Raw genomic sequence first — 19,698 nt, forward strand, 5'->3', positions numbered from 1 at the left:
GCAAATGAATTGCATTATAAATGATAATTCACTCTCAATAAAGACCTACCCCTCCAAGTGCCATCCCGGTGCCTGGCCCGCCTGGCGCTGCATGCCGCTGTACACGCCGCCCTGCCGCAGCAATTGCGCATGCGTGCCCCGTTCGACGATGCGCCCTGTCTGCATCACCAGGATCTGGTCGGCCTGAGCGGCAATCGCCAGCCGGTGCGTGGCGACCACCACGGCATGGGCGCGCGCCAGGCCGGCCAGGGTGGCGATGGCGCGCCGTTCGCTGATGGCGTCTAGCGCCGACAGCGGTTCGTCGAACAGCATCAAGGGCGCGGGTTTCAACAACGCGCGGGCGAACGCCAGCCGCTGGCGCTCCCCACCCGACAAGGCCCAGCCGCCTTCGCCCACCACCGTGTCCAGGCCCTGCGGCATGGACTGCGCCAGCGATGCCAGGCCAGCCGCCGACAGGGCCGCCAGCAGATCCTGCGCCTGGACCTGCCGGCCCAGGCTCAGATTGTCGCGCAAGCTGGCCGGCAGCAGCCAGGCATGCTGGAACATCGGTGTTGCCAGTTGGGCCAGCGCGGCGTCGTCATTGGTCCGCATATCGACGCCGCTGGCCAGCAGCACGCCGCTGTCGGGATCCATCTGACGGCACAGCAATTGCAGCAAGGTCGTCTTGCCCGAGCCGGAGGCGCCCGCCAGCACCGTCAGGGAGCGCGGAGCAATCTCCAGCGAGACGGCATCGACGATGGGGCGTCCATCGCGCCGCACACAGACATGGCGCGCCTCGACGGCTGGCGCGTCCTGTTCCGGCACGCGGCAAGGCGACGCCAGCACGGGCAATTCCCGCTCCGCCAGCACGCCATCAAACTGGCGCAGGGTGTGGGCCACTTGTTGCAGGGCGGCGCCCGTGTGCACGACGGCGGCCATTGCCTCGGCCAGCACGGTGGCGACGATCAATGTCGCCAGCAGCGCCGGCACATCAAGTGCGCCAGCCAACACCTGGTGCAAGCCGATAGCCAGCAAGAGTGCATATGCCAGCTGCGCCGCCACGGTAAAACCGAGGGCGGCGGGGAACAGCAAATGCTGCGAACGCCGTTCCGCCTGGCGCTGTTCCTTGAGCGACTGTTCCAGCATGGCGCTGCCCAACGCGGACCGGCCCGCGGCGCGCAGCACGGGTTGCGCCGCGACATATTCCAGCACGCGGCCATTCGCCTCGGCGCTGCTGGCCGCCAGCGCCGTCTCGGCCCGGCTGCCACAGGCCAGCGCCCAGCGATACACGAATAACAAGGGTGGCATGGCCAGCAGCAGCACCGCACCAAGGCGCCAGTCGACGGCCAGCCAGAGCAGTCCTAGCACCAGCGGCGCCAGCACGGCATCAAACAGGGGCTGCAGCAGGTGCGCGGGCGCGCCCATCACGGCCATCACGCCGCCAGAGGCCAGCTGGCGCATATCGCCGGCGCGGCGCGGCGTGCACCAGGCCAGCGGCAGGCGCACGATTTTATCGGCCAGCCGCCGGTGCAGCGCATGCGCGCAGTGGGCACCGGCAGCATAGCCTTGCAATCGAGTGACATGGCGCAGCGCGGCGCTGGCCGCTGCCAGCAGCAGGAACAGTAGCAGCCATGCACCTTGCGCTTGCCCCGGCTGCGGCGCCAGCCAGGCGCGCAGCAGCGGCAGCAGCATGCACAGGGCCAGCGCACCGAGGATACTGTTGGCCGCCATCAGCGCCAGCGCAAGGCGCAACTTGCCGGCGGCCGCGCCATCAAGCAGGCGCAACAGCAAACGCACGGTGGCGATCATGCTGTCACCTCGCCAACCCGGCTTTGCGCCTCCCATAGGGCCGCATACGCGCCCCGCGCGGCCAGCAGCTGCGCATGCGTGCCCAGCTCACGCAGGCGTCCGCCATCGAGCAAGGCGATCTGGTCGGCCTGCACGATGGTGCGCAGCCGGTGCGCCACCACCAGCACCGTGCGTCCCGCCAGCAAGGCCGACAGGCCAGCCTGCACCAGCGCTTCCGACTCGGGGTCGAGGGCCGCCATCGCCTCGTCCAGCACGACGATACGCGGATCGGCCAGCAGAGTGCGGGCGATCGCCAGGCGCTGCGCCTCGCCGCCCGACAGCGCCAGGCCTTCGCCCAGCAAGGTGTCATACCCTTGCGGCAAGGCCGTGATGCGGTCATGGATGTGCGCGGCGCGCGCCGCCGCTTCCAGCTGGACGTCGCTGGCCTCCGGCCGCCCCAGGCGGATGTTGTCGCGCGCGGACAGGCGCAGCACTTGCGTGTGCTGCAAGACAAACCCCACACGCGCATACAGCACGGCGGGATCGATCTGGCGCACGTCGACGCCGCCGATGCGCACGGCGCCGCCCGTCGCGTCCCACAGGCGCGGCAACAGCATGGCCAGGGTCGACTTGCCGCCGCCCGACGGCCCCACCAGGGCTGTCACGCTGCCCGCAGGCAGGCATAAATCGATGCCGTGCAAGACGTCGGCGCCGCCCGGGTAGGCGAACCGCAGCTGTTCAAAACGCACATCGTCGCCAGCAGGCAGCAACGGCGTCTGCGCCTGCGGCATCGGCGCCTCGGCCAGCAAGGCGCCGATCCTGCGCGCCGCCGCCAAACCTCCCTTCAAGTCATCGGCGCCGTGCCCCAGCGCGGCCACGGGCGCGCACAAGGCCATGCCCAGCAAGGCAAACGGCAGCATCTGCGCGGGCGCCATCGCCCCCGTTTGCGCACCCAGCCAGGCGCCACTCACGACAAAAGCCAGCACGACGGGCGGCGACAGCAGCACATCGACCAGCGCGCCCATGCCGCCCCAGCGCCGCACCCAGGCCAAAAACTGCCGCGCATGGCGCGCCGCCACGGCTTGGAAGCGTGCTTGCGGCAGTGTCTCCTGCGCATACGTCTTGAAGACGGCCATGCCCTGCACCAGTTCCACCATCGCAGCGGCCAGTGCGCCGCCAGTGCGCTGCAACTGCGCCTGTCCCGCACGGAAGGCTGGCGCGGCCATGCCCCGGTAGCGCCACCAGGCCAGGGCTGGCGCGACCAGGGTGACGGCCGTCATGCGCCAGTCCGTCTGCAGCAGCCAGGCCAGGCATGCCACGGGCGCGACGACCACGGCGGCCAGGTCGGACGGCGCATGCGCCACCAGGCGGTGCAGCGCCGCCACATCACGCTGCACGATTTCATTGACCTTGGCCGCATTGCTGCCCGCGTACCAGCCCAGCGGCACCCTGGACAACTGGCGCGCCAATTGCAGGCGCAACTGGCACTGCAAGTGTGCATCGGCCAGGTGCGTCAGGTGCAGGCCCAGCGCCGTCGCCAGTTGACGCAGGCACAGCGCCGCCAGTGCCAGCCACAGCACATTCCAGGCACGGCCGGCATCAGCATCCGATGCCAACAACATGGCACCCAGTTGCGCCATGGCGATGTACGGCAGCACGCCGCACAGGGCGGCCAGCGCCTGCAGCGCAGCAGCGCCCAGCAAGCGGCCCCGCACGGGCGCCAGCAAGGCCGACAGATTGCGCCAGCCGCTCACAATGTTCCCTCCACGCAGACGACGGCAGCCGTATCGAGCTGGCGTACCGTGGCCCGTACCCGGTAGACGCGCGCGATCAGGGCGGCGTCAATCACGGCATGCGGCGCGCCCGACGCCGCCAGCACGCCATCGTGCAGCACCATCACCTGATCGGCACAGCCCAGCGCCAGGTTGATGTCGTGCAGGACGATGACGGTAATCAAACTATGTTCGCGCGTGGCGCGCCGTATCGCCTCGATCACCTGGAACTGGTGATACAGGTCCAGCGCGCTGGTGGGCTCGTCCAGCAGCAGCACCCTCGGCTGGCGCACCAGCGCCTGGGCCAGGCCCACCAGTTGGCGCTGGCCGCCCGACAGCGCCTCGACCTGGCGACTGGCCAGGGGCAGCAAGTCGAGGCGCGCCAGCACGGCCTCCACCCTGGCCACGGCGGCCGCATCGACCCTGGCGCCCAGCCAGCCTTCGCTGCGCCCCGCCATCGCGGCGCTGAGCACAGCCTCGAACACGCCCAGCCGCGTGCGCGAGGGCAGGCTTTGCGGCAGGTACACCATGCTCTGCGCGCGCCGGGCCTGCGGCCCGCAGGCCAGGTCCACGCCATCGAGCAGCACGGCGCCCTGCATCGATTGCAAGCCGGCGATGCCGCGCAACAGGGTCGACTTGCCGGCCCCGTTCGGGCCGATCAGGGCAGTCACGCTACCCGGCAGCAAAGGCGGCAGGCTGACGCCGCGCAGCACGTCGCGCCGTCCATACGCCACGCAGGCATTGCGCACCAGCAGGCCGCTCATGCCGCACCTCCGCGCTGGCGCATGACGATGAGCATGAAAAACGGGATGCCGACCAGCGCCGTGACGATGCCGACGGGGATCAGCACGCCGTCGATCAGCGTCTTGCTGCAAATCGAGGCCAGCGACAGGATCAGCGCGCCGGCCAGCGCGGACGCGGGCAACAGCAGGCGGTGGTCCTCGCCCACCAGCAGGCGCGCGATATGCGGCGCCACCAGGCCGATGAAACCGATGGTGCCGACAAAGGACACGGCCAGCGCCGACAGCAGGCTGATACGCAGCAGGGACAGCATGCGCAGGCGGCGCACATCGACGCCGAAGCTGCGCGCGCGGTCCTCGCCCATGGTCAGCGCCGTCATGGCCCAGCTGTCGCGCACGGCCCATGGCGCGATCACGGCCAGCGCCGCGGCCAGGATGGCGATCTTGTCCCACGAAGAGCGCGACAGGCTGCCCATGGTCCAGAACACCAGCTGCTGCAAGCTGTCCTGGCTGGCGACAAACTGCAGCAGCGCCACCAGCGCATTGAAGGCAAACACCAGCGCAATGCCGAACAGCACCAGGCTTTCCACGCCGAAGCCGCGCCAGCGCGTCAGCAGGTGCAGCAGGCCGACGGACGCAAACGCGAACAGGAAGGCATTCGCCGACACCACGTACTGGGGCGGCACCCCGGGCAAGCTCCAGTTCAGGACGATGGCCAGCGCGGCGCCGAACGAGGCGGCGGCCGACACGCCGAGGGTGAACGGGCTGGCCAGCGGATTGACGAGGATAGTCTGCATCTCGGCGCCCGCCAGCGCCAGCGCGGCGCCCACCAGCACGGCCATCAGCGCATATGGCAGGCGCACGTCCCACACGATGACCTGCTCCATGCGCGGCACGCCATCGGGCTGCAGCAGCACCTGGAACAGGCGGGACATGCCCATGCCGGACGGCCCCGTGGCGATGTCTATCGCCAGCGAGACGGCCAGCGCGCACAGCAGCGCGCCCACCAGCAGGACGCGGCGCACATGGCGCTGGCGGTACGCCCTGCCCGCCGCCATGGCAGGCAGCGCCTGTGTCAGCACGGCGCTCACGGCTGCAGGTCCACGAACAGTACGCCCGTGGCGGGAATCGGCATGAAACGGTGATACATTTCCAGGCGCGTGCGGACCGGGTCCAGGTCCGCAAACAGCTGCGGATGCAGCCACTTGGCCAGCGCCTGCACGGCCACCAGGTGTTCGGGCGAGTCATAGAACACATGCCACAGACCGTGCGCACGCCTGCCGTTCTTTTCGCGCACGGCGCTCAGCTGGGCCGTTTCCGTGCGCGAAGCCACGGCACGCAGGCTGCCGCGCGCCTGCGCCAAGGTGGCCTGGTAACCGAGGGTCACGCCCCCCTGTCCGCTGGCAAACACGCCCGTCGCCACATACACGTCGGGATCGCGCGACAGGATGTATTCCGGGTTCAGGGTACCGATGGGACCGGGGATCTTGCCGGCGCCGATATTCTCGCCACCGGCCAGGGCAATCATCTCGCCGAAATTGCCCGTGCCGGGAGAACCGCAACAGCCCTGCAAGCCCGCCAGCATGTCGACGAAGATGCTGGGACGGCGAAAGCCCGGCCTGGCCTGCGCCGCTTGCACGGCGCGCGCGACTTTACCCACTTGCTCTTCGTAAAAGGCGATGAAGGCGGCGGCCTGCGCCTGGCGGTCCAGCGCCTTGCCCATCAGGCGCATGCTGGGCACGGTATTGGCCAGCGGATGGTTGCTGAAGTCGACAAAGATCACGGGCACGCCGGCCGCTTCCAGCTGGCGCACGGCATCACTGCCCGGCGCGGGGCCGTGGCCGCCCGACAGGGCCAGGATGGCCAGGTCGGGCCGCAAGGACAGGGCTTTTTCCACGCTAAAACTGTCGGCCGAGGTGGCGCCCACCAGGGGCACCCGCTCCGCTTGCGGGAAGACCTTGCGGTAGGCCGCGTAGCCCTGCACATCGAGATGACGGAAATCGCCCTGCCAACCCGCCAGGCGGGCAAAGGGATTTTTTCCTTCCAGCATGGACAAGGTGTAGATCAGGCGGCCTTCACCCAGCACGATGCGCCGCACCTGGCCGGGTACGTTCACCGTGCGTCCCGCCAGGTCGGTGACGGTGACGGCTTCAACTGACAAACTGATGCAGGACAACAGCGCGGCGGCCAGCACGGATACAATTTTTCTCATGGCATCACCACGCATGCTTGACGGTCAGCAGCAAGCGGCGCGCATCGCCCGTGCTGCAATTGCTCGATGAACAACTATCGTAGTAATGCTTGTTGCTCAGATTCGTCACGTTCAGCGCCAGCTGCGTGCCCCGCAGGGATGGCGACAGCCGCAGCAGATCCAGGTCCAGCGCCAGGTCCGTCAGCAGGTAGGACGGCACGTCGATACGGTTGGCGGAGTCGGCCTTGGTGGCGCCCGTGTAGCGCAAGCCCAGGCCGATGCCCAGTCCCGCCAGCGGGCCTTGCACCAGTTTGTACTTGCCCCATACGCTGGCCATGGTTTCGGGCATGCCGACGGGGCGCTTGCCCACTTCATTGACGTTATTGCTTTTACTCACTTCCAGGCGGTTCCACGTGACGTTGGCCGCCACGTTGAAATTGCGCGTGAGATTGGCCAGCGCATCGAGTTCCACGCCATGCGATTTGATTTCGCCCGTCTGCAAACGGTTCAGCGAGTTGTTCGGGTCCAGGGTCTGCACGTTTTCCTGGCGCAGGTCAAACACGGAGGCCGTGAAAAATCCGTCGAAACCGGGCGGCTGGTATTTCACGCCCACTTCCGCCTGCTTGCCCTTGGTGGGGTCGTAGGATTTGCCATAGAAATCGTTGCCCAGCACGGGGTTGAACGAGGTCATCAGGCTGACGTAAGGTGCCAGGCCATTCTCGGCCAGATACACGGCGCCCGCCTTCCACGTCAGCGCATCATCCTTTTGCGACGGCGGCGTGACGCCGTCCAGCCGGTCGCGCGTGGACGTGTCCGACCAATCCTTGCGCACGCCCGCGCTGAGCACCCATTGCCGCGCCAGCTTGATCTGTTGCTGCGCGTACAGGCCGTACTGGTCCGAGCTTTGCACGGTGCTGGCATAGCGCTCGGGCGTGGGCAGCATATGGCCCAGATAGACGGGCTGATACATATCAATCTCGGCGCCGGCCGGACCGCCATTGAGCACATAATCCTCTTTCGTGTGGCGGTAGTCGAGGCCCACCAGGGTTTCGAATTCGGCGCCGCCGCTGCGCCAACTGGCCTTGGCATTGTTATCCAGCGACCAGCTCTCGCCATCGATATCGAAGAAATAAGGCGTGCGGCGCAAAGTGCGCTGGTCGGCCAGCAGGCGGCCCTGGATGGTTTCCGTGATCAGGTTGACCCGCCCGTAGCGGGCCTTGGAATGGACGCTCCACACGTCGTCGATGCGGTGCTCCAGCAGATAGGCGAGCGAATACTGCACGCGGTGATTGTCCAGGCCCTTTTCGTTGAGCATCTGGTTGTAGGGAAGTCGGCCATGGCGGTTCGGCAACAGGGTGCCCTGGATGGGCGCCACCACGGCGGGCGGACCGAACTTGTCGCGCGTGTAGTCGGCCAGCAAGGTCAGGCTGGTGGCCGCGCCGGGACGCCAGCTCAGGGCGGGCGCGATATACACCTTGTCGTCCGGCACGCCTGTGAATTGCGAATCGCTATCGCGCAGCAAGCCCGTCATGCGGTAAGCCCAGTCGCTGCCCTCGCCCACGGGGCCACTCACATCGCCCTGCACCTGCTTGCGGTGGAAGTTGCCCGTCTGCAGTTGCAATTCCCGGTAGGGCTGGAACAGCGGCTGTTTGCTGATCTGATTGACGATGCCGCCCGGCGAATTCTGGCCATACAGCACGGAACTGGGTCCCCGCAACACTTCCACCGCTTCCAGGCCATACGGCTCGACCTTGGGCCAGGCTTGCACGGTGGTGCCGCGCAAGCCGTCGCGCAGCATGCCGTTGCTGCCCACGTCGAAGCCGCGGATCTTGACGTTATCGAAACGATCATAACGCTGCGACGCGGCCATCGACGGACTGGCCAGCACGCCGGCCGAGTAACGCAGCGCCTCGCCGACAGACTGGATGCCCTGCGCATCCATCTGGTCGCGCGTGATGACGGAAACGGAGGCGGGCGTTTCGATCAGCGCCGTATCGGTCTTGCTCGATGTCGTGCTTTGCGTGGCGATTTTCAGGCGCTGCGCTTCGATCGTCACGCCTTGCATGGCTTGCGGCGCATCAGGTGCTGCAGCGGCATAGGCGGCGCGGCAAGCCAGGACCAGCACGAGAGGAAGGGGAACGACGCGCACAAGGCGCGGCAAACGGTGGGGCTGCGAACGTGACATACGGTAAATCCTTCCAGGCTTTAAATGAGAATGAATATCATTCATCATAGAATCCGGAAGCTCCGCTTGCTTTCGTTATCGGGCCTTCGCCTTACGAAAGACGGAAAAGATGCAGCCGGCTAAGTAATCCTCGGGAAATTAGTGTGAATTTATAACGAACAGAACCGGATGCTATGCAAGGCGCTCGCTGCGACGCAGTGCGGGCACTGCTAGCAGTGAGCAAGCCTCGTCGGCCACCTTGCAGAGCGCTGGTTATGGCAGTCAGAAATCACAATAATTTATTGGGGGTTACTTAGGCACGCGCCAGCTGGCTGGGCGGCATGCCGAAACGCTGGCGAAACAAGGTGGAGAAATGCGGAATGGCATAGCCGACAAAGCACGCCACCTGCGTCACCGTATAGCCGCCCGCGCTGAGCATGCGATAGGCTTCCTGCAGACGGTAATCCTGTACGTACTCGAACACGCTGACGCCAAACAGCTGGCGAAAGCCGGCCGTCAGCTTCTTCACGTTCAAGCCGCTTAATCTGGCTATTTCCGGCAACCCCAGCGGCTGCTGGAAATGCTGCTCGGCCAGCTCGCGCGCCTGCTGCAGGCGCTCGATTTCGAAGGCGCTCAAATCGGCGCCGCCAGCGCCGCCCCGCGCCCGTCCCAGTACCCGGTCGCTGGCCACGGCCGCCATCTCCAGCGCCTTGCCCGCCATGTACATGTCGCGCACGGCGCCGTCGAAGGGGCACATCAGGATCTGCGTGGCGATGGCCCGCAGGGCCGGCGTGAGCGCCTGGCGCATCACCAGCACGCCATCACGGTGCAGCTGCTGGCCGCCCGTGACGGCCAGACGCTCCAGGTCGAAGCCGCTGCGCTGCGCATGGCCCGCGTCGAGTCCCACTTTCACGTAGCGCTGCAAGGTATTCGCCGCAAAGCGGTCGCAGCCTTCGTGGCGGCCCCGCGCCAGCACCAGGTAGACGCCCGCATCGGTGATGGCGAACGGCGCACGGCCATCCACGCTGCCGCTCAACTTGCCGTTCAGCGAGACGATGACTTGCAAACCCTCGAACACGGGCGTATTGACGGTGATGGGAGTGGGCGACAGCACGGAACCGGCCGACAAGGTCAGTTCGGAAGACAGTTGCCGCGTCCAGGCAGTCGATACCACGCCATACCCCATATGAGAATAATTCTCATTTATATTATCATAATGCGGCGCGGGTGGAACAGCGCCCGCAAGAGAATGGCATGCCGGCTTGTTTCTTGCACGCCCAAGCGCTAATATGCAAGAATTAACTTGCATATTAAGGTGAGGCGAAAATGCTGCGTGAACAACTTGAAAAACTGCTGGCGCAGGGGCGCGACAACGCCCTGCTGCGCTTTGGCCTGGGCGATGCCTGCCTGAAAGACCATGACGCCGAGCAAGCGGCCCTGCACCTGGCGCAAGCCACCGCGCAGCAGCCCGGCTATTCCGCCGCCTGGAAACTGCTGGGCAAGGCCTTGCACCAGCTGGGACGGCTGGACGAAGCGCAAGCCGCCTGGACCACGGGCGTGACGGTGGCCCAGCAGCAAGGCGACTTGCAAGCCGTCAAGGAAATGACGGTGTTCGTCAAACGCCTGCAAAAACAGCGGCAGGCGGCACAGTAAAAACGGCTTAGTGCGCGTGCGCAGCGCCCTTCGCGTCAAGAGGCAAGGCGACGTCCCGTTCCTTCGCCAGGCGCTTGGCCAGCAAGCCGCCCGCTTCGGCCGCATAGGCGCGGCAGGCGCTGGCGTCGATCAGGGGATTGTCCGTGCCGCTGCGCCTGGCGGCCTTGCCCAGCACGTCCGTCGTACCCGGATGCACGGGAATGATGATGTCGCATGGCAAGGCGGCCACCTTGGCGATGCTCGCTTCGAACGAAGCCGAAATATCTGGCGAACCTCCCTTGCCCTTGCCTTTGCCTGTGTAGCGGAAATCGCCGCTCGCATACGGGTTCAGGCTGTCCGCATACACCACGTCCAGGCAGCGCTGGCCTTCGCACGAGGTCCACGTCCACGTCGTGCCGCCGGGCGTGTGGCCCGGCGTCATGTGGGCTGTCAGCGCCAAAGGACCCACCTTGACGGTATCGCCCTCGCCCACCAGGCTGACCTTGCGCACCTTGGCCACATGCACGACGGGATTGGCCTGGTATTGCGGGTCATCCTTGCCATTCGTGCCGCTTTGCAGCCCCAGGGCGCCCGAGGCGCTGGCCATCACGGTGGCGCCGCTGGCCCGTTGCAGCGCGGCGATGCCGCCCGCATGGTCCCAATGGGCGTGCGAATTGAGGATATATTTCACATCCTCGATGCGAAAGCCCAGCGCCTTGATATTGTCGATGATCAAGGGCGCCGATTGCGGCAGCGCGCCGTCGAGCAGGATATGGCCCTGCGGACTCGTCACCAGCACGGCGGACAAGCCCGCCGTGCCCACATACCAGCTATTGCCATAGATATTGAACGGCTTGACGGGCGCGTTCCATTCCTTGCAATTGTCGCAATTAACCGGTTTATCCTGCACCGGCGCGGGGGTCTTCGCCTGCACCGTGCCTGCCGCCATGGTCGCAACCGTAGCCAGCATCAACTTCGCCAATAGTGTCATCTTCATCTCCAGAGTGTAAAAAAGATGGGCGCCCGCACTGGCGCGCCCGGGGGGGGGTATCAATGCATGCGGCCTGGGCTCCCGGCCAGGGTGTCGCGGATGTGTCCGGCGTCTAGCGAGCGCCGCTGCGCGCCGTCGGCATCGAGCAGCACCACGGTGACGTGCTTGCCGCCGCTGCGCATGCGCATGGTCAGGCAGCTGCCCGCCGCGTGGCTGCTGCCCGTCTTCGACAATAAAATGTCCCAGCCCTTGCCGCCGACGAGCGGGTTGGTGTTGCGCAGGGTGCGGACCTTGCCATTGACGGCCACGCTCGCTTGCGGGTGGCTGGTGATGCGCGCAATGTCCTGATAGCGCGCGGCCGCCGCGACGATCCTGGCCACCTCGCTGGCCGTCGACGTATTCGCGGGCGAACTGCCGACCGGGTCCGTCAGGTTGGTGCGGCGCAAGCCCAGGTGGCGTATCTTCGCCTGCAAGGCTTGCTGAAAAGCCGCGTTGCCGCCGGGATAAGTGCGCGCCAGCGCGGCGGCGGCGCGGTTTTCGGATGGCAGCAGCGCCAGTTGCAACAGCGCGCCGCGCGACACGGCCACGCCATCGGCAAGCAGGCTGTGGCGCTGCAAGGATGCATCGCCATCGGCGCGCACGATGCGCAGCTGTTCATCCGGGGCCAGGCCCGCGTCCAGCACCACCATGGCCGTCATCAGCTTGGTGATCGAGGCGATGGGCACGACGGCGTCCGCATCTTTCGCCATCAGCACCTGGCCCGTGCTGTCGTCAAATACCAGCATGTGTTTCGCGCTGACGGGCAAGTCCAGCATGGCGAAGGCAGCGTCGGCCAGGATCGTCCCGCTGACGGCGGGCTTGCCCTGCACCTGCAGCAGCAGGGTGGCGCAGGCCAGCAGCAAGGCGGGCACGGCCAGTTTCCAGCCGCCCGAATCGGGGCCCGGCGCCATCAGGCGTTCGATGCGCGTCAGCAGCGCCCCGCCCCGGGCCGACATCAGCAAGCCGGCATGTTGCGGCGCGGCAGCGTGCAGGGACAAGGCATGCAGCGCCGTGGCCAGTTGCTGCGGGTCTTGCAGCGCTTGCGCGGCCAGCGCGTCGGCCACCTGCTCCCGTTCGGCCCGCATGCGCGCCGACAGCCACCAGACGACGGGGTGAAAAAACAGCAGCGCCTCCGCCACGCTTTGCAGCAGGTTGACCAGGTAATCCCAGCGCCGCACGTGCGCCAGTTCATGCGCCAGCAAGGCTTCGAGCAAGGCGACGGGCATGCCGCTCAGCAAGGCGGCCGGCAGCAGGATGACGGGGCGCCAGAAACCCACCGTGACGGGGCTGGACAATCCCCCGTGCAGCTTCAGCGGCACTTTCCGACTGCCGTGCAAGCCCATGCGCTGCGCCAGCGCATCGAGGCGCGCCTGCCAGATGGCGGGCGCGGCCACTGCCTGGCGGCGCAGCTTGCCGACCCAAGCCAGGCCAAGGCACAGGCGCAAGCTCATCAGGGCGACACCGGCGCTCCAGGCCAGCACCAGGGCCGGCATCCACGCTTGCAGCGCGGCGCGCCAGGCGGGCGGCGCGGCCAGCGGCAGTTGGGCAGGAGATATGCCAGACAGCAGGGACAGCAGGTGCACAAAAGGAATACACACACACAGCAGCAGCGCCAGCGCGCAGACGGCATAGCGCCAGCGCGCGCTGGCGTGGCGCAGCAGCCAGAGCAGCACGGCGGAGACGGCACCGACGATCAAGCCCTGCCAGACGAAATACAGCAAGACCCAGCCCAGCGCAGGGACCAGCTTGCCCAACTCGATGCCCAGGCGCAGGTCCACGTTCATGGCTGTTTGCCATCCTTGCTGCGCAGGATTTTTTCAATTTCCAGGCGTTCCGCGTCGCTCACGTGCTCGCGCAGCGCCGTCAGCACGAGCGCCTTGCCGGAACCGGAAAACACCTTGCCGATCAAGTCCTTGAGCAGACTCGTTTGCAGCTTTTCCTGCGCTTCGACGGCCGCATACAGCTGCGGCCGCTGGCTTTCATCGCGGCTCAGCAAGCCCTTGCCATGCATCAATTGCAACTGGCGCAGCACGGTGGCGTAACTGGCGTCGGCACGCTCGGCGGCCAGGGCGTCGTACACGGCGCGCGCGTCGGACGGACCGCGCTGCCACAGGATGCGCAGCAGATCCAGTTCGGCGGCCGTGGGATGGGGAGTGGAGGTATTTTTTAACATGCCGCTAGAATACCTATTCTAGAACGCCATGTCTAGAACTTTTTTTCTAGCGCATATCTGACTAAAAATCGCGCAGGCGGTCGAACAAGGCGTACAGCGCAGCGACATCCGGCAGCGGCACCTGCGCCAGCACCTGCTCCAGCGCCACATAGATTTCATCGCGCTCCACCGTCTCGATGACGCTGGAACGCCGCTCGATCTGGTTGAATACGCCGACATAGGCGGTGACCATCTCTTGCGCCATGGCTTGCGCCGTCCCGGCATCGTTCACCCCATCGAGCGTGCGCGCCGTGGCCAGCAGCTTCTTGTACGCCTGCGCGGCCTTTTTGGCATACGCCGCCGAAATATGTGCGCGGCCATCCCAGTCGCGGAACGCGTTATGCAGGTTTTCCGCCAGCCACTCCGGCTTGCGCGGCCGCGTCACGGACAAGTCCAGGCCCAGCGCCGCCGCCTTCTTGTAGCGTGCCTTGATGGCCTTGGCGGCGTCGGCCGGCAGGCTGGCCAGGCACAGGCTGGACAAGGCCGGCAACTGCGCCGGCGCGGGGAAGTCGTCGGCACCGTAGCCGAACAGTTCATACGCGGTGAAGGAGCGCAAACGGTCCAGTCTGGCGATGCTGGCCACGTTTGACGCCAGCCCCGGCTTGCCCCACACGGTCAGGTCCGTCAGCAAGGGGAAACGCTGCGCCACCATGTTGAAATCCACAGCCGGCATGGCGCTCAGCGACAGGCGCGCCAGCTGGTCGAGGCCATGGAATGGCGCCAGGGCGCCGGACAACTGCAGGCGCAGGAAGCGCCCCGCATGCGGGTCGTCGATACGCAGCGCGGACGACGGCGCGCCATTCAGTATCAGGGTGCTCAAACCCTCGTTCAGGCGCAGCGAGCGCAAGCCTGCGCCATGCACGACGAGGCGGCTGACATTGCTGTTGCGCAAGTCGAGTTCGCCCTCCGTCGAGGATTGCCACTGCACTTCGTTGATGATGGGGTTGCCGTTGATGTAGGCGGCCAGCGCCGCGCTGCCGTGGCGCGTCTCGATGGTCGTCAGGCAAGGCAGCTGGTCCAGTTCGGACAGGTCGCCGAGCGCCTGCAGGATGTCGTCGCCGATGCGGCTTGTCTTCTGGCGCACGGCCTGGCCGCCGACCATCACTTCCTCGCTCGATGCCGCCTTGAAGCGCTGGCGCCTGGCCGGGTCGACCTGCTCCCAGCGGCGCTGGCGGTACACACTGTCGCCCATGTGCCAGCCGCCGCTGTAGCTTTTCACTGCCGTCTCGACCAGCGGCGCGACATTGGCCACCAGGCTGTAATGGCGCGGCACCTTCGCGCTGGCAAAGCTGTGGTCGTGACGCCTGTTCCAGAAATAGTAATCGCACACCAGCGGGCGCATCGCCTGCACGGCGTGCGCATCGGGCAAGGCATCGCCCGTCCAGTCCAGCTGCAAAATGGCGGCCAGCGGGGGGCTGCCGGACGCCGCATCGTCGATGGCCGTGACCTGGCAAGCCACATACTGCTGCAGCCTGTGCGAAAACACACTATAGATATCTCCAACCTTGGCAAGCACGCTGATTTCCTTGTAGCAAACAATGAGGCCAGCACGATAGCAAAAATTGGCGACGCGCGGCGTACGCGCCGCCGGAGCCGCCAAGGTGCTTACACGGCTCAGTCCGCGTGCAGCTTGTGGTGCATGCGGCGCAAGCCCAGCCAGACGGCGGCCGCCACGAACGGCACCAGGGCGCCGACGAGGATTTCCGGATTCACGGGCAAGCCCATTACCTTGGCCGCCTTGCCCGTGTAGCTGAACAGGCCGATCACGTAATACGAAATGGCGGCCACGGACAAGCCTTCCACCGCTTGCTGCAAGCGCAGCTGCTGCGCCGCGCGGGCGTTCATCGATTGCAGGATTTGCCGGTTTTGCAACTCCTGCACGATGCCCACGCGCGTGCGCAGCAAATCGTTCGTGTTGGCAATGCGCTGCGCCATCGCTTCCTGGCGGCTGGCCATCGCTTCGCACGTGTTCATGGCGGGCGTCAAACGGCGGTCCATGAATTCCTCGACCGTCGGAATGCCCTCGATGCGCACTTCGCGCAACTCGTCGATGCGCGCCTTGACGAGGCCCATATAGGCTTTCGAGGCAGAAAAACGGTAGCTATTGTCGAGCGACAGCTTTTCTATGCGGGCCGCCAGGCGCGTGATGCGGTCGAGCAAGGTTTGCTCGGCCACGCCCTCGTCAGCCTTGACCAGGCCCGGCGCGTCGTCCGTGTCGACCATGGCGGCGGCCAGGGTGGCCAGTTCGTTCTCGATGGCATTCAAGGATGGCGCCGCCTGCATGGCGTAAGGCAAGCCCAACAAGGCCATCATGCGGTAGGTTTCGATTTCCAGCACGCGCTGCACCAGACGGCCTGACTGCTGCGAGCGCATGCCCGCGTCGCGGATGACGAAACGGCTGAAACCGTCGGACTGGATGGTGAAATCCGTCCACAATTCGCCGCCCTGCAGCACCTTGCTGCCGGCCAGGGTATTGCCCTCGAACACGCGCGACAAGCCCTGCATGAAAATCTCGGCAGGTTCAGTCGCCTGTTCCAGCACCACGTGGGCCGCCACCATCAGCTTGCCCTTCAAGCCCACCAGCCATTGCTGCGGCAACTGTTCCAGGGGCATGCGTTCAAACGCCTGCTCCAGCGGCAAGGCCGCACCCGGATGCTCGGCGAAGGTAAACGTGGCAAATTCCGTATGGCATTCCCATTTCAGGCGGAAGCGGCCAAAGTCGTAATAGAAATACTTGGCTTCAGCGTTTGGCGGCGTGACGCCGAAATGCGTGCACAGGGCCGCCAGCGTGGCGTGCTGGGCCGCCATATTCGACGCACCGGGCGCCGCGCTGTCATCTTTATAGACGGCAAGATGGGTGATCAGCTCGGGGGCATCGAGCTGCAAAAACGGCCGCGAGTGGATTTCCGCAGCCAGCGGCACGCGCAAGGCGTGGTTCAAACTGGAGTTAATCAAGTGCATGATAGCCAAAGGTAAAGTTGCAAAACTGCTTAGACCCGCGCGCGTACTGTGCTGCCCGCAGCGGGGGTCTGATTGTCACAGTGTAACAAAGCAGGAAGCATGCCACTTTTTTTGAAGGTCGCTCATGTCGTTTTGATAAGTGCAGTTGCGCCCTGCCCCGCCCCTTGGCGGCTGCCCAGCCACCAGAACGCGGCGGCCAGCGCCACGGCCGAGGCCTGTCCCAGCGCCAATTTAAAAGCGCTGTCGAACAGCAAAGGTGCGACAAAACCGGACACCAGCGCAAACACCAGCATTTGCACGAAGTTCTGCAAAGACGCGGCCAGGCCCCGCATCTGCGGGAAAATGTCGAGCGTCGACATGGTCATGCCCGGCAAGGCCAGCGACATGCCGAACGCGTACAGCATCACGGGCACGACGGCGAACGGGATGCTGGCGGCGAACCAGTGGTTGTAGATAATATTGAGCGCGCCCGTGGCCGCCATGGCCAGCAAGCCCCAGCGCACCAGCACGGTACTTTTCACCACATGGGCCAGCTTGCCCGACAGCGCCGAGCCCAGCACCAGGCCCGCCACCATGGGGATGAACATCCAGCCAAACGCAGTTTCCGGCAGATGCAGCAATTCCAGGATGAAATGCGGGGCCGAGGCAATGTACAGGGCAAAGCCGCCAAAGGCGAAGGCCACGGCCAGCGAACGCAGCAGGAACGCCCGGTGGCGCAAGGCCAGCCAGTAATTGCGCGCGATGTTGCCTGGGTGGAAGGGTTGGCGTTGCTCGACGGCCAGACTTTCCGGCAAGCCTTTCAGGCAAGCGAGCGCCAGCAGCACGGTGACGGAAAACGTGAACACGAACGTCGATTGCCAGCCGTAGGCCACGTGCAGCCAGCCGCCGATGATGGGGGCGATGGCGGGCGCGATGCCGAACACCATCATGATGTTGGCCAGCATCTTTTGCGCGGCCGCGCCAGCTAAACTGTCGCGCACGATGGCTTGCCCGATCACCCTGCCCGCTCCAGCCGAGGCGCCCTGCATGCCGCGGAAGAACAGCAGCCAGCCAAAGCTGGGCGCGAACGCGGCGCCGATGGAGCCGGCGGCAAAGATCAGCAAGGAGGCCAGGATCACGGGACGGCGGCCGAACGAGTCGCACAAGGTGCCGTAGAACAAGGTCATGAAGGCATAGGCGGCCAGGTAGACGCTCAGGGTCTGCTGCACCAGCACGCTGCTGACGTCGAAATGCGTGCCGATCGCGGGAAACGATGGCAAAAAGGTATCCGTGGCGAACGGACCCAGCATGGCCAGCCCGGCCAGCACCAGGGTCAGGTTGCGCGCCTTCATGCGCCCGCCTGCACGGCATATTGAAGGCGCATGCCATCAAGGGCTGCCAGCGAGAACGCGGCGACATGCTGCGCAATGCTGGCGGTGCCCGCCTCGTCATAGGTGATTTCCGGCGCCACCAATTCATGCACGATGCGCGACCGGGCGTAGAACACGGCCTGGCCGATCACGCTGAACACGCATTTCTGCACCACATCCGCCGGCATGGCCTGTCCCACCACGCCACGGATCAAGCTAGTGAACAGCACATGGTGCGCGCGCACATCGCGGTCTGCCAGCATGTGGATGGCGGCCGTCGGTTCGATCAGTTCGCGTGCCACCAGGCGGCTGAACAGCGAAGACGGTCCCGGGCGCAGCATGTCGAATACCATCGATTGTATCGCCAGGCGCAGCTGTTCCACGGGTGCCACGGCCACCACAGGGCCGGCATCCGCCGCGGCAGCGGCCGAGGCACGCGCCAGCGCGCGCGCATGGTCGAAGGCGGCCAGGTACAGCTCTTCCTTGCCATGAAAATAATAATTGACCATCGCCACGTTGACGTGGGCCGCTTCGCAAATCCGGCGCACGGACGCGAGCCGGTAGCCTTCGTCGGCAAACAGCTGCACCGCCGCCTGCAGGATGCGTGCGCGCGCCGGTTCGTTTTCTTTATCTTCCGTCATGCCATTCCCATCATTTAAACAACTGTTTAATATCGTACGGAATTATATCAAACAGCCGTTTAACTTTCAGGCGGACGCAAAAAAGCCCGGCGTACCGGGCTTTGCAAGGGCATTGCCGTAGCTTAGTGCTTCATCGCCGGCATCGGGGCCGAGGCGGCGCCCAGCGGACGGGCCACGGCATTGACTTCGATGGTTTCGCGGCGCTTGTCCTCGCCTTCGACGACCAGGGTCAGCGGGATCTTGTCGCCCGCCTTCACCTGCCCTTTGAGTTCCAGCAGCATCACGTGGTAGCCGCCCGGCTTCAATTCGACGGCTTTGCCGGCTGGCAAGGCGATTTCCTTGACCTGGCGCATGCGCATCATATTGTCCGTCATGCTCATTTCATGGATTTCCGCCACGCCCGCCACGGGCGAGCGCACTTCCAGCAAGCGCATGGCTTTCGGCGCCGTGATCTGCATGAAGGCGCCCGTGGCTTTCTGCTGCGGCACGGTGGCGCGCACCCACGGGTCGGTGATCTGCACGGAAGTCTGGGCAGCGGCGGAGAAGGACAGCACGGTCAGGGCCGCGGCCAGCAGGGTTTTCAGATGGGTCATGATTATTCCTTTCGTGATAGTTACAAGGTGTATTTCGATTTCATCAAGGTCTTGATGTCTTGCACGCACTCGTCGCCCGTCAACTGGTGCTTCAAGCCCAGGCGCATGCGCCCCTCGTTATCGAGCACATAACTGATGGCCGTGTGGTCCATCGTGTACGAGCTGCCGCTGGGCACGCGGCGGTAGAAGACCTTGTAATTGAAGGCCGTCTGCGCCGTCGCCTGCGGGTCCGTGCGCAAGCCGAGGAAGCTGGGGTCGAAGGCGCGCATGTACTCGCCCAGCAGCTCGGGCGTATCGCGCTCTGGGTCGATGCTGATGAAGAGCACTTGCAGCTTGTCGGCATCGGCACCCAGCTTCTGGCGGATTTCCAGCGCGCGCGACAGGGCCGTCGGGCACACGTCCGGGCATTGCGTGAAGCCAAAGAAGACCATCACATACTTGCCCTTGAAGTCGGCCAGGGTGTAGACCTTGCCGTCGGGGCCGCTCAATTTGAAGTCGGGCTTGTAATCGCCTCCCGTCAGGTCGAGGCCGTTGTAATGGGGTTTCGGTGCTTGTTCGCAAGCGGCAAGCGTGAGCAATCCCGCCGTGCCGGCGAGAAGGAATAAACGACGTTTCATGGCATTCTGGCCCGATGGGCGTAGTGGAT

Annotated in this window: 17 protein-coding genes; 1 reads left to right on the top strand and 16 read right to left on the bottom strand. The window is 65.5% G+C overall.

The features are described 5' to 3' along the window. Positions 1-45 precede the first annotated feature (45 nt). The 7 genes from IGS61_RS17045 to IGS61_RS27970 all read right to left on the bottom strand — a co-directional run bounded on the left by IGS61_RS17045 (position 46) and on the right by IGS61_RS27970 (position 9,808). Positions 46-1,788: an ABC transporter ATP-binding protein gene (locus IGS61_RS17045; protein WP_230540770.1), complete on the bottom strand. Its 1,743-nt coding sequence runs from the start codon at positions 1,786-1,788 to the stop codon at positions 46-48. Continuing rightward, positions 1,785-3,521, bottom strand: a complete 1,737-nt coding sequence (locus IGS61_RS17050) for an ABC transporter ATP-binding protein (protein WP_230540771.1) — start codon at positions 3,519-3,521, stop codon at positions 1,785-1,787. The genes IGS61_RS17045 and IGS61_RS17050 overlap by 4 nt, the downstream gene beginning before the upstream one ends. Continuing rightward, complete coding sequence (locus IGS61_RS17055; RefSeq protein WP_230540772.1) at positions 3,518-4,303, bottom strand: ABC transporter ATP-binding protein; 786 nt, start codon at positions 4,301-4,303, stop codon at positions 3,518-3,520. The genes IGS61_RS17050 and IGS61_RS17055 overlap by 4 nt, the downstream gene beginning before the upstream one ends. After that, complete coding sequence (locus tag IGS61_RS17060) at positions 4,300-5,337, bottom strand: FecCD family ABC transporter permease (protein ID WP_230541017.1); 1,038 nt, start codon at positions 5,335-5,337, stop codon at positions 4,300-4,302. The genes IGS61_RS17055 and IGS61_RS17060 overlap by 4 nt, the downstream gene beginning before the upstream one ends. Before the next feature lie 29 nt (positions 5,338-5,366). Then, entirely contained in the window at positions 5,367-6,491 is a 1,125-nt protein-coding gene (locus IGS61_RS17065) for an ABC transporter substrate-binding protein (RefSeq protein WP_230540773.1), read from the bottom strand. Positions 6,492-6,495: 4 nt separating this feature from the next. Beyond that, on the bottom strand, positions 6,496-8,655 hold the full coding sequence (locus IGS61_RS17070; protein WP_230540774.1) for a TonB-dependent siderophore receptor: 2,160 nt from the start codon (positions 8,653-8,655) through the stop codon (positions 6,496-6,498). A 292-nt stretch (positions 8,656-8,947) separates the two neighbouring features. Further along, complete coding sequence (locus tag IGS61_RS27970; protein ID WP_230540775.1) at positions 8,948-9,808, bottom strand: helix-turn-helix domain-containing protein; 861 nt, start codon at positions 9,806-9,808, stop codon at positions 8,948-8,950. A gap of 152 nt (positions 9,809-9,960) precedes the next feature. On the opposite strand from IGS61_RS27970, the gene IGS61_RS17080 reads away from it, so the two are divergent. Next, positions 9,961-10,287, top strand: coding sequence for a tetratricopeptide repeat protein (locus IGS61_RS17080; protein ID WP_329958068.1), 327 nt, complete (start codon positions 9,961-9,963; stop codon positions 10,285-10,287). Between the two features lie 7 nt (positions 10,288-10,294). Here the strand turns inward: IGS61_RS17080 and bla are convergent, their stop codons facing one another. The 9 genes from bla to IGS61_RS17125 all read right to left on the bottom strand — a co-directional run bounded on the left by bla (position 10,295) and on the right by IGS61_RS17125 (position 19,669). After that, positions 10,295-11,257: a subclass B3 metallo-beta-lactamase gene (gene bla, locus IGS61_RS17085; RefSeq protein WP_230540776.1), complete on the bottom strand. Its 963-nt coding sequence runs from the start codon at positions 11,255-11,257 to the stop codon at positions 10,295-10,297. 59 nt (positions 11,258-11,316) lie between these two features. Then, positions 11,317-13,080: a M56 family metallopeptidase gene (locus IGS61_RS17090; RefSeq protein ID WP_230540777.1), complete on the bottom strand. Its 1,764-nt coding sequence runs from the start codon at positions 13,078-13,080 to the stop codon at positions 11,317-11,319. After that, positions 13,077-13,469, bottom strand: a complete 393-nt coding sequence (locus tag IGS61_RS17095) for a BlaI/MecI/CopY family transcriptional regulator (protein ID WP_077402930.1) — start codon at positions 13,467-13,469, stop codon at positions 13,077-13,079. Before IGS61_RS17095 ends, IGS61_RS17090 begins: the two co-directional genes overlap by 4 nt. Positions 13,470-13,530: 61 nt before the next feature. Then, positions 13,531-15,024 (bottom strand): hypothetical protein, encoded by a 1,494-nt coding sequence (locus IGS61_RS17100; protein ID WP_230540778.1) that lies wholly within the window; start codon positions 15,022-15,024, stop codon positions 13,531-13,533. 98 nt (positions 15,025-15,122) lie between these two features. Next, entirely contained in the window at positions 15,123-16,469 is a 1,347-nt protein-coding gene (locus IGS61_RS17105) for a DUF3422 family protein (RefSeq protein ID WP_230540779.1), read from the bottom strand. A 122-nt stretch (positions 16,470-16,591) separates the two neighbouring features. Further along, on the bottom strand, positions 16,592-17,800 hold the full coding sequence (locus IGS61_RS17110) for a multidrug effflux MFS transporter (RefSeq protein ID WP_230540780.1): 1,209 nt from the start codon (positions 17,798-17,800) through the stop codon (positions 16,592-16,594). Then, positions 17,797-18,459, bottom strand: coding sequence for a CerR family C-terminal domain-containing protein (locus IGS61_RS17115; protein WP_230540781.1), 663 nt, complete (start codon positions 18,457-18,459; stop codon positions 17,797-17,799). Before IGS61_RS17115 ends, IGS61_RS17110 begins: the two co-directional genes overlap by 4 nt. Before the next feature lie 122 nt (positions 18,460-18,581). Next, on the bottom strand, positions 18,582-19,052 hold the full coding sequence (locus tag IGS61_RS17120) for a copper chaperone PCu(A)C (RefSeq protein WP_230540782.1): 471 nt from the start codon (positions 19,050-19,052) through the stop codon (positions 18,582-18,584). A gap of 20 nt (positions 19,053-19,072) precedes the next feature. Further along, the gene (locus IGS61_RS17125; RefSeq protein ID WP_230540783.1) at positions 19,073-19,669 is read right to left on the bottom strand and encodes an SCO family protein; all 597 of its coding nucleotides are present in this window, start codon (positions 19,667-19,669) and stop codon (positions 19,073-19,075) included. Between the last annotated feature and the right edge of the window lie 29 nt (positions 19,670-19,698).

The organism is Janthinobacterium sp. FW305-129 (assembly GCF_020858115.1).
GTDB lineage: Bacteria > Pseudomonadota > Gammaproteobacteria > Burkholderiales > Burkholderiaceae_D > Janthinobacterium.

Coding starts and splice junctions, on each gene's coding strand:
- IGS61_RS17065 (WP_230540773.1), bottom strand. CDS start 6,491: ATGAGAAAAATTGTATCCGTGCTGGCCGCCGCGCTGTTGTCCTGCATC.
- IGS61_RS17090 (WP_230540777.1), bottom strand. CDS start 13,080: ATGAACGTGGACCTGCGCCTGGGCATCGAGTTGGGCAAGCTGGTCCCT.
- IGS61_RS17080 (WP_329958068.1), top strand. CDS start 9,961: ATGCTGCGTGAACAACTTGAAAAACTGCTGGCGCAGGGGCGCGACAAC.
- IGS61_RS17060 (WP_230541017.1), bottom strand. CDS start 5,337: ATGGCGGCGGGCAGGGCGTACCGCCAGCGCCATGTGCGCCGCGTCCTG.
- IGS61_RS17105 (WP_230540779.1), bottom strand. CDS start 16,469: ATGCACTTGATTAACTCCAGTTTGAACCACGCCTTGCGCGTGCCGCTG.
- IGS61_RS17070 (WP_230540774.1), bottom strand. CDS start 8,655: ATGTCACGTTCGCAGCCCCACCGTTTGCCGCGCCTTGTGCGCGTCGTT.
- IGS61_RS17125 (WP_230540783.1), bottom strand. CDS start 19,669: ATGAAACGTCGTTTATTCCTTCTCGCCGGCACGGCGGGATTGCTCACG.
- IGS61_RS17115 (WP_230540781.1), bottom strand. CDS start 18,459: ATGACGGAAGATAAAGAAAACGAACCGGCGCGCGCACGCATCCTGCAG.
- IGS61_RS17120 (WP_230540782.1), bottom strand. CDS start 19,052: ATGACCCATCTGAAAACCCTGCTGGCCGCGGCCCTGACCGTGCTGTCC.
- IGS61_RS17055 (WP_230540772.1), bottom strand. CDS start 4,303: ATGAGCGGCCTGCTGGTGCGCAATGCCTGCGTGGCGTATGGACGGCGC.
- IGS61_RS17095 (WP_077402930.1), bottom strand. CDS start 13,469: ATGTTAAAAAATACCTCCACTCCCCATCCCACGGCCGCCGAACTGGAT.
- IGS61_RS17045 (WP_230540770.1), bottom strand. CDS start 1,788: ATGATCGCCACCGTGCGTTTGCTGTTGCGCCTGCTTGATGGCGCGGCC.
- bla (WP_230540776.1), bottom strand. CDS start 11,257: ATGACACTATTGGCGAAGTTGATGCTGGCTACGGTTGCGACCATGGCG.
- IGS61_RS17110 (WP_230540780.1), bottom strand. CDS start 17,800: ATGAAGGCGCGCAACCTGACCCTGGTGCTGGCCGGGCTGGCCATGCTG.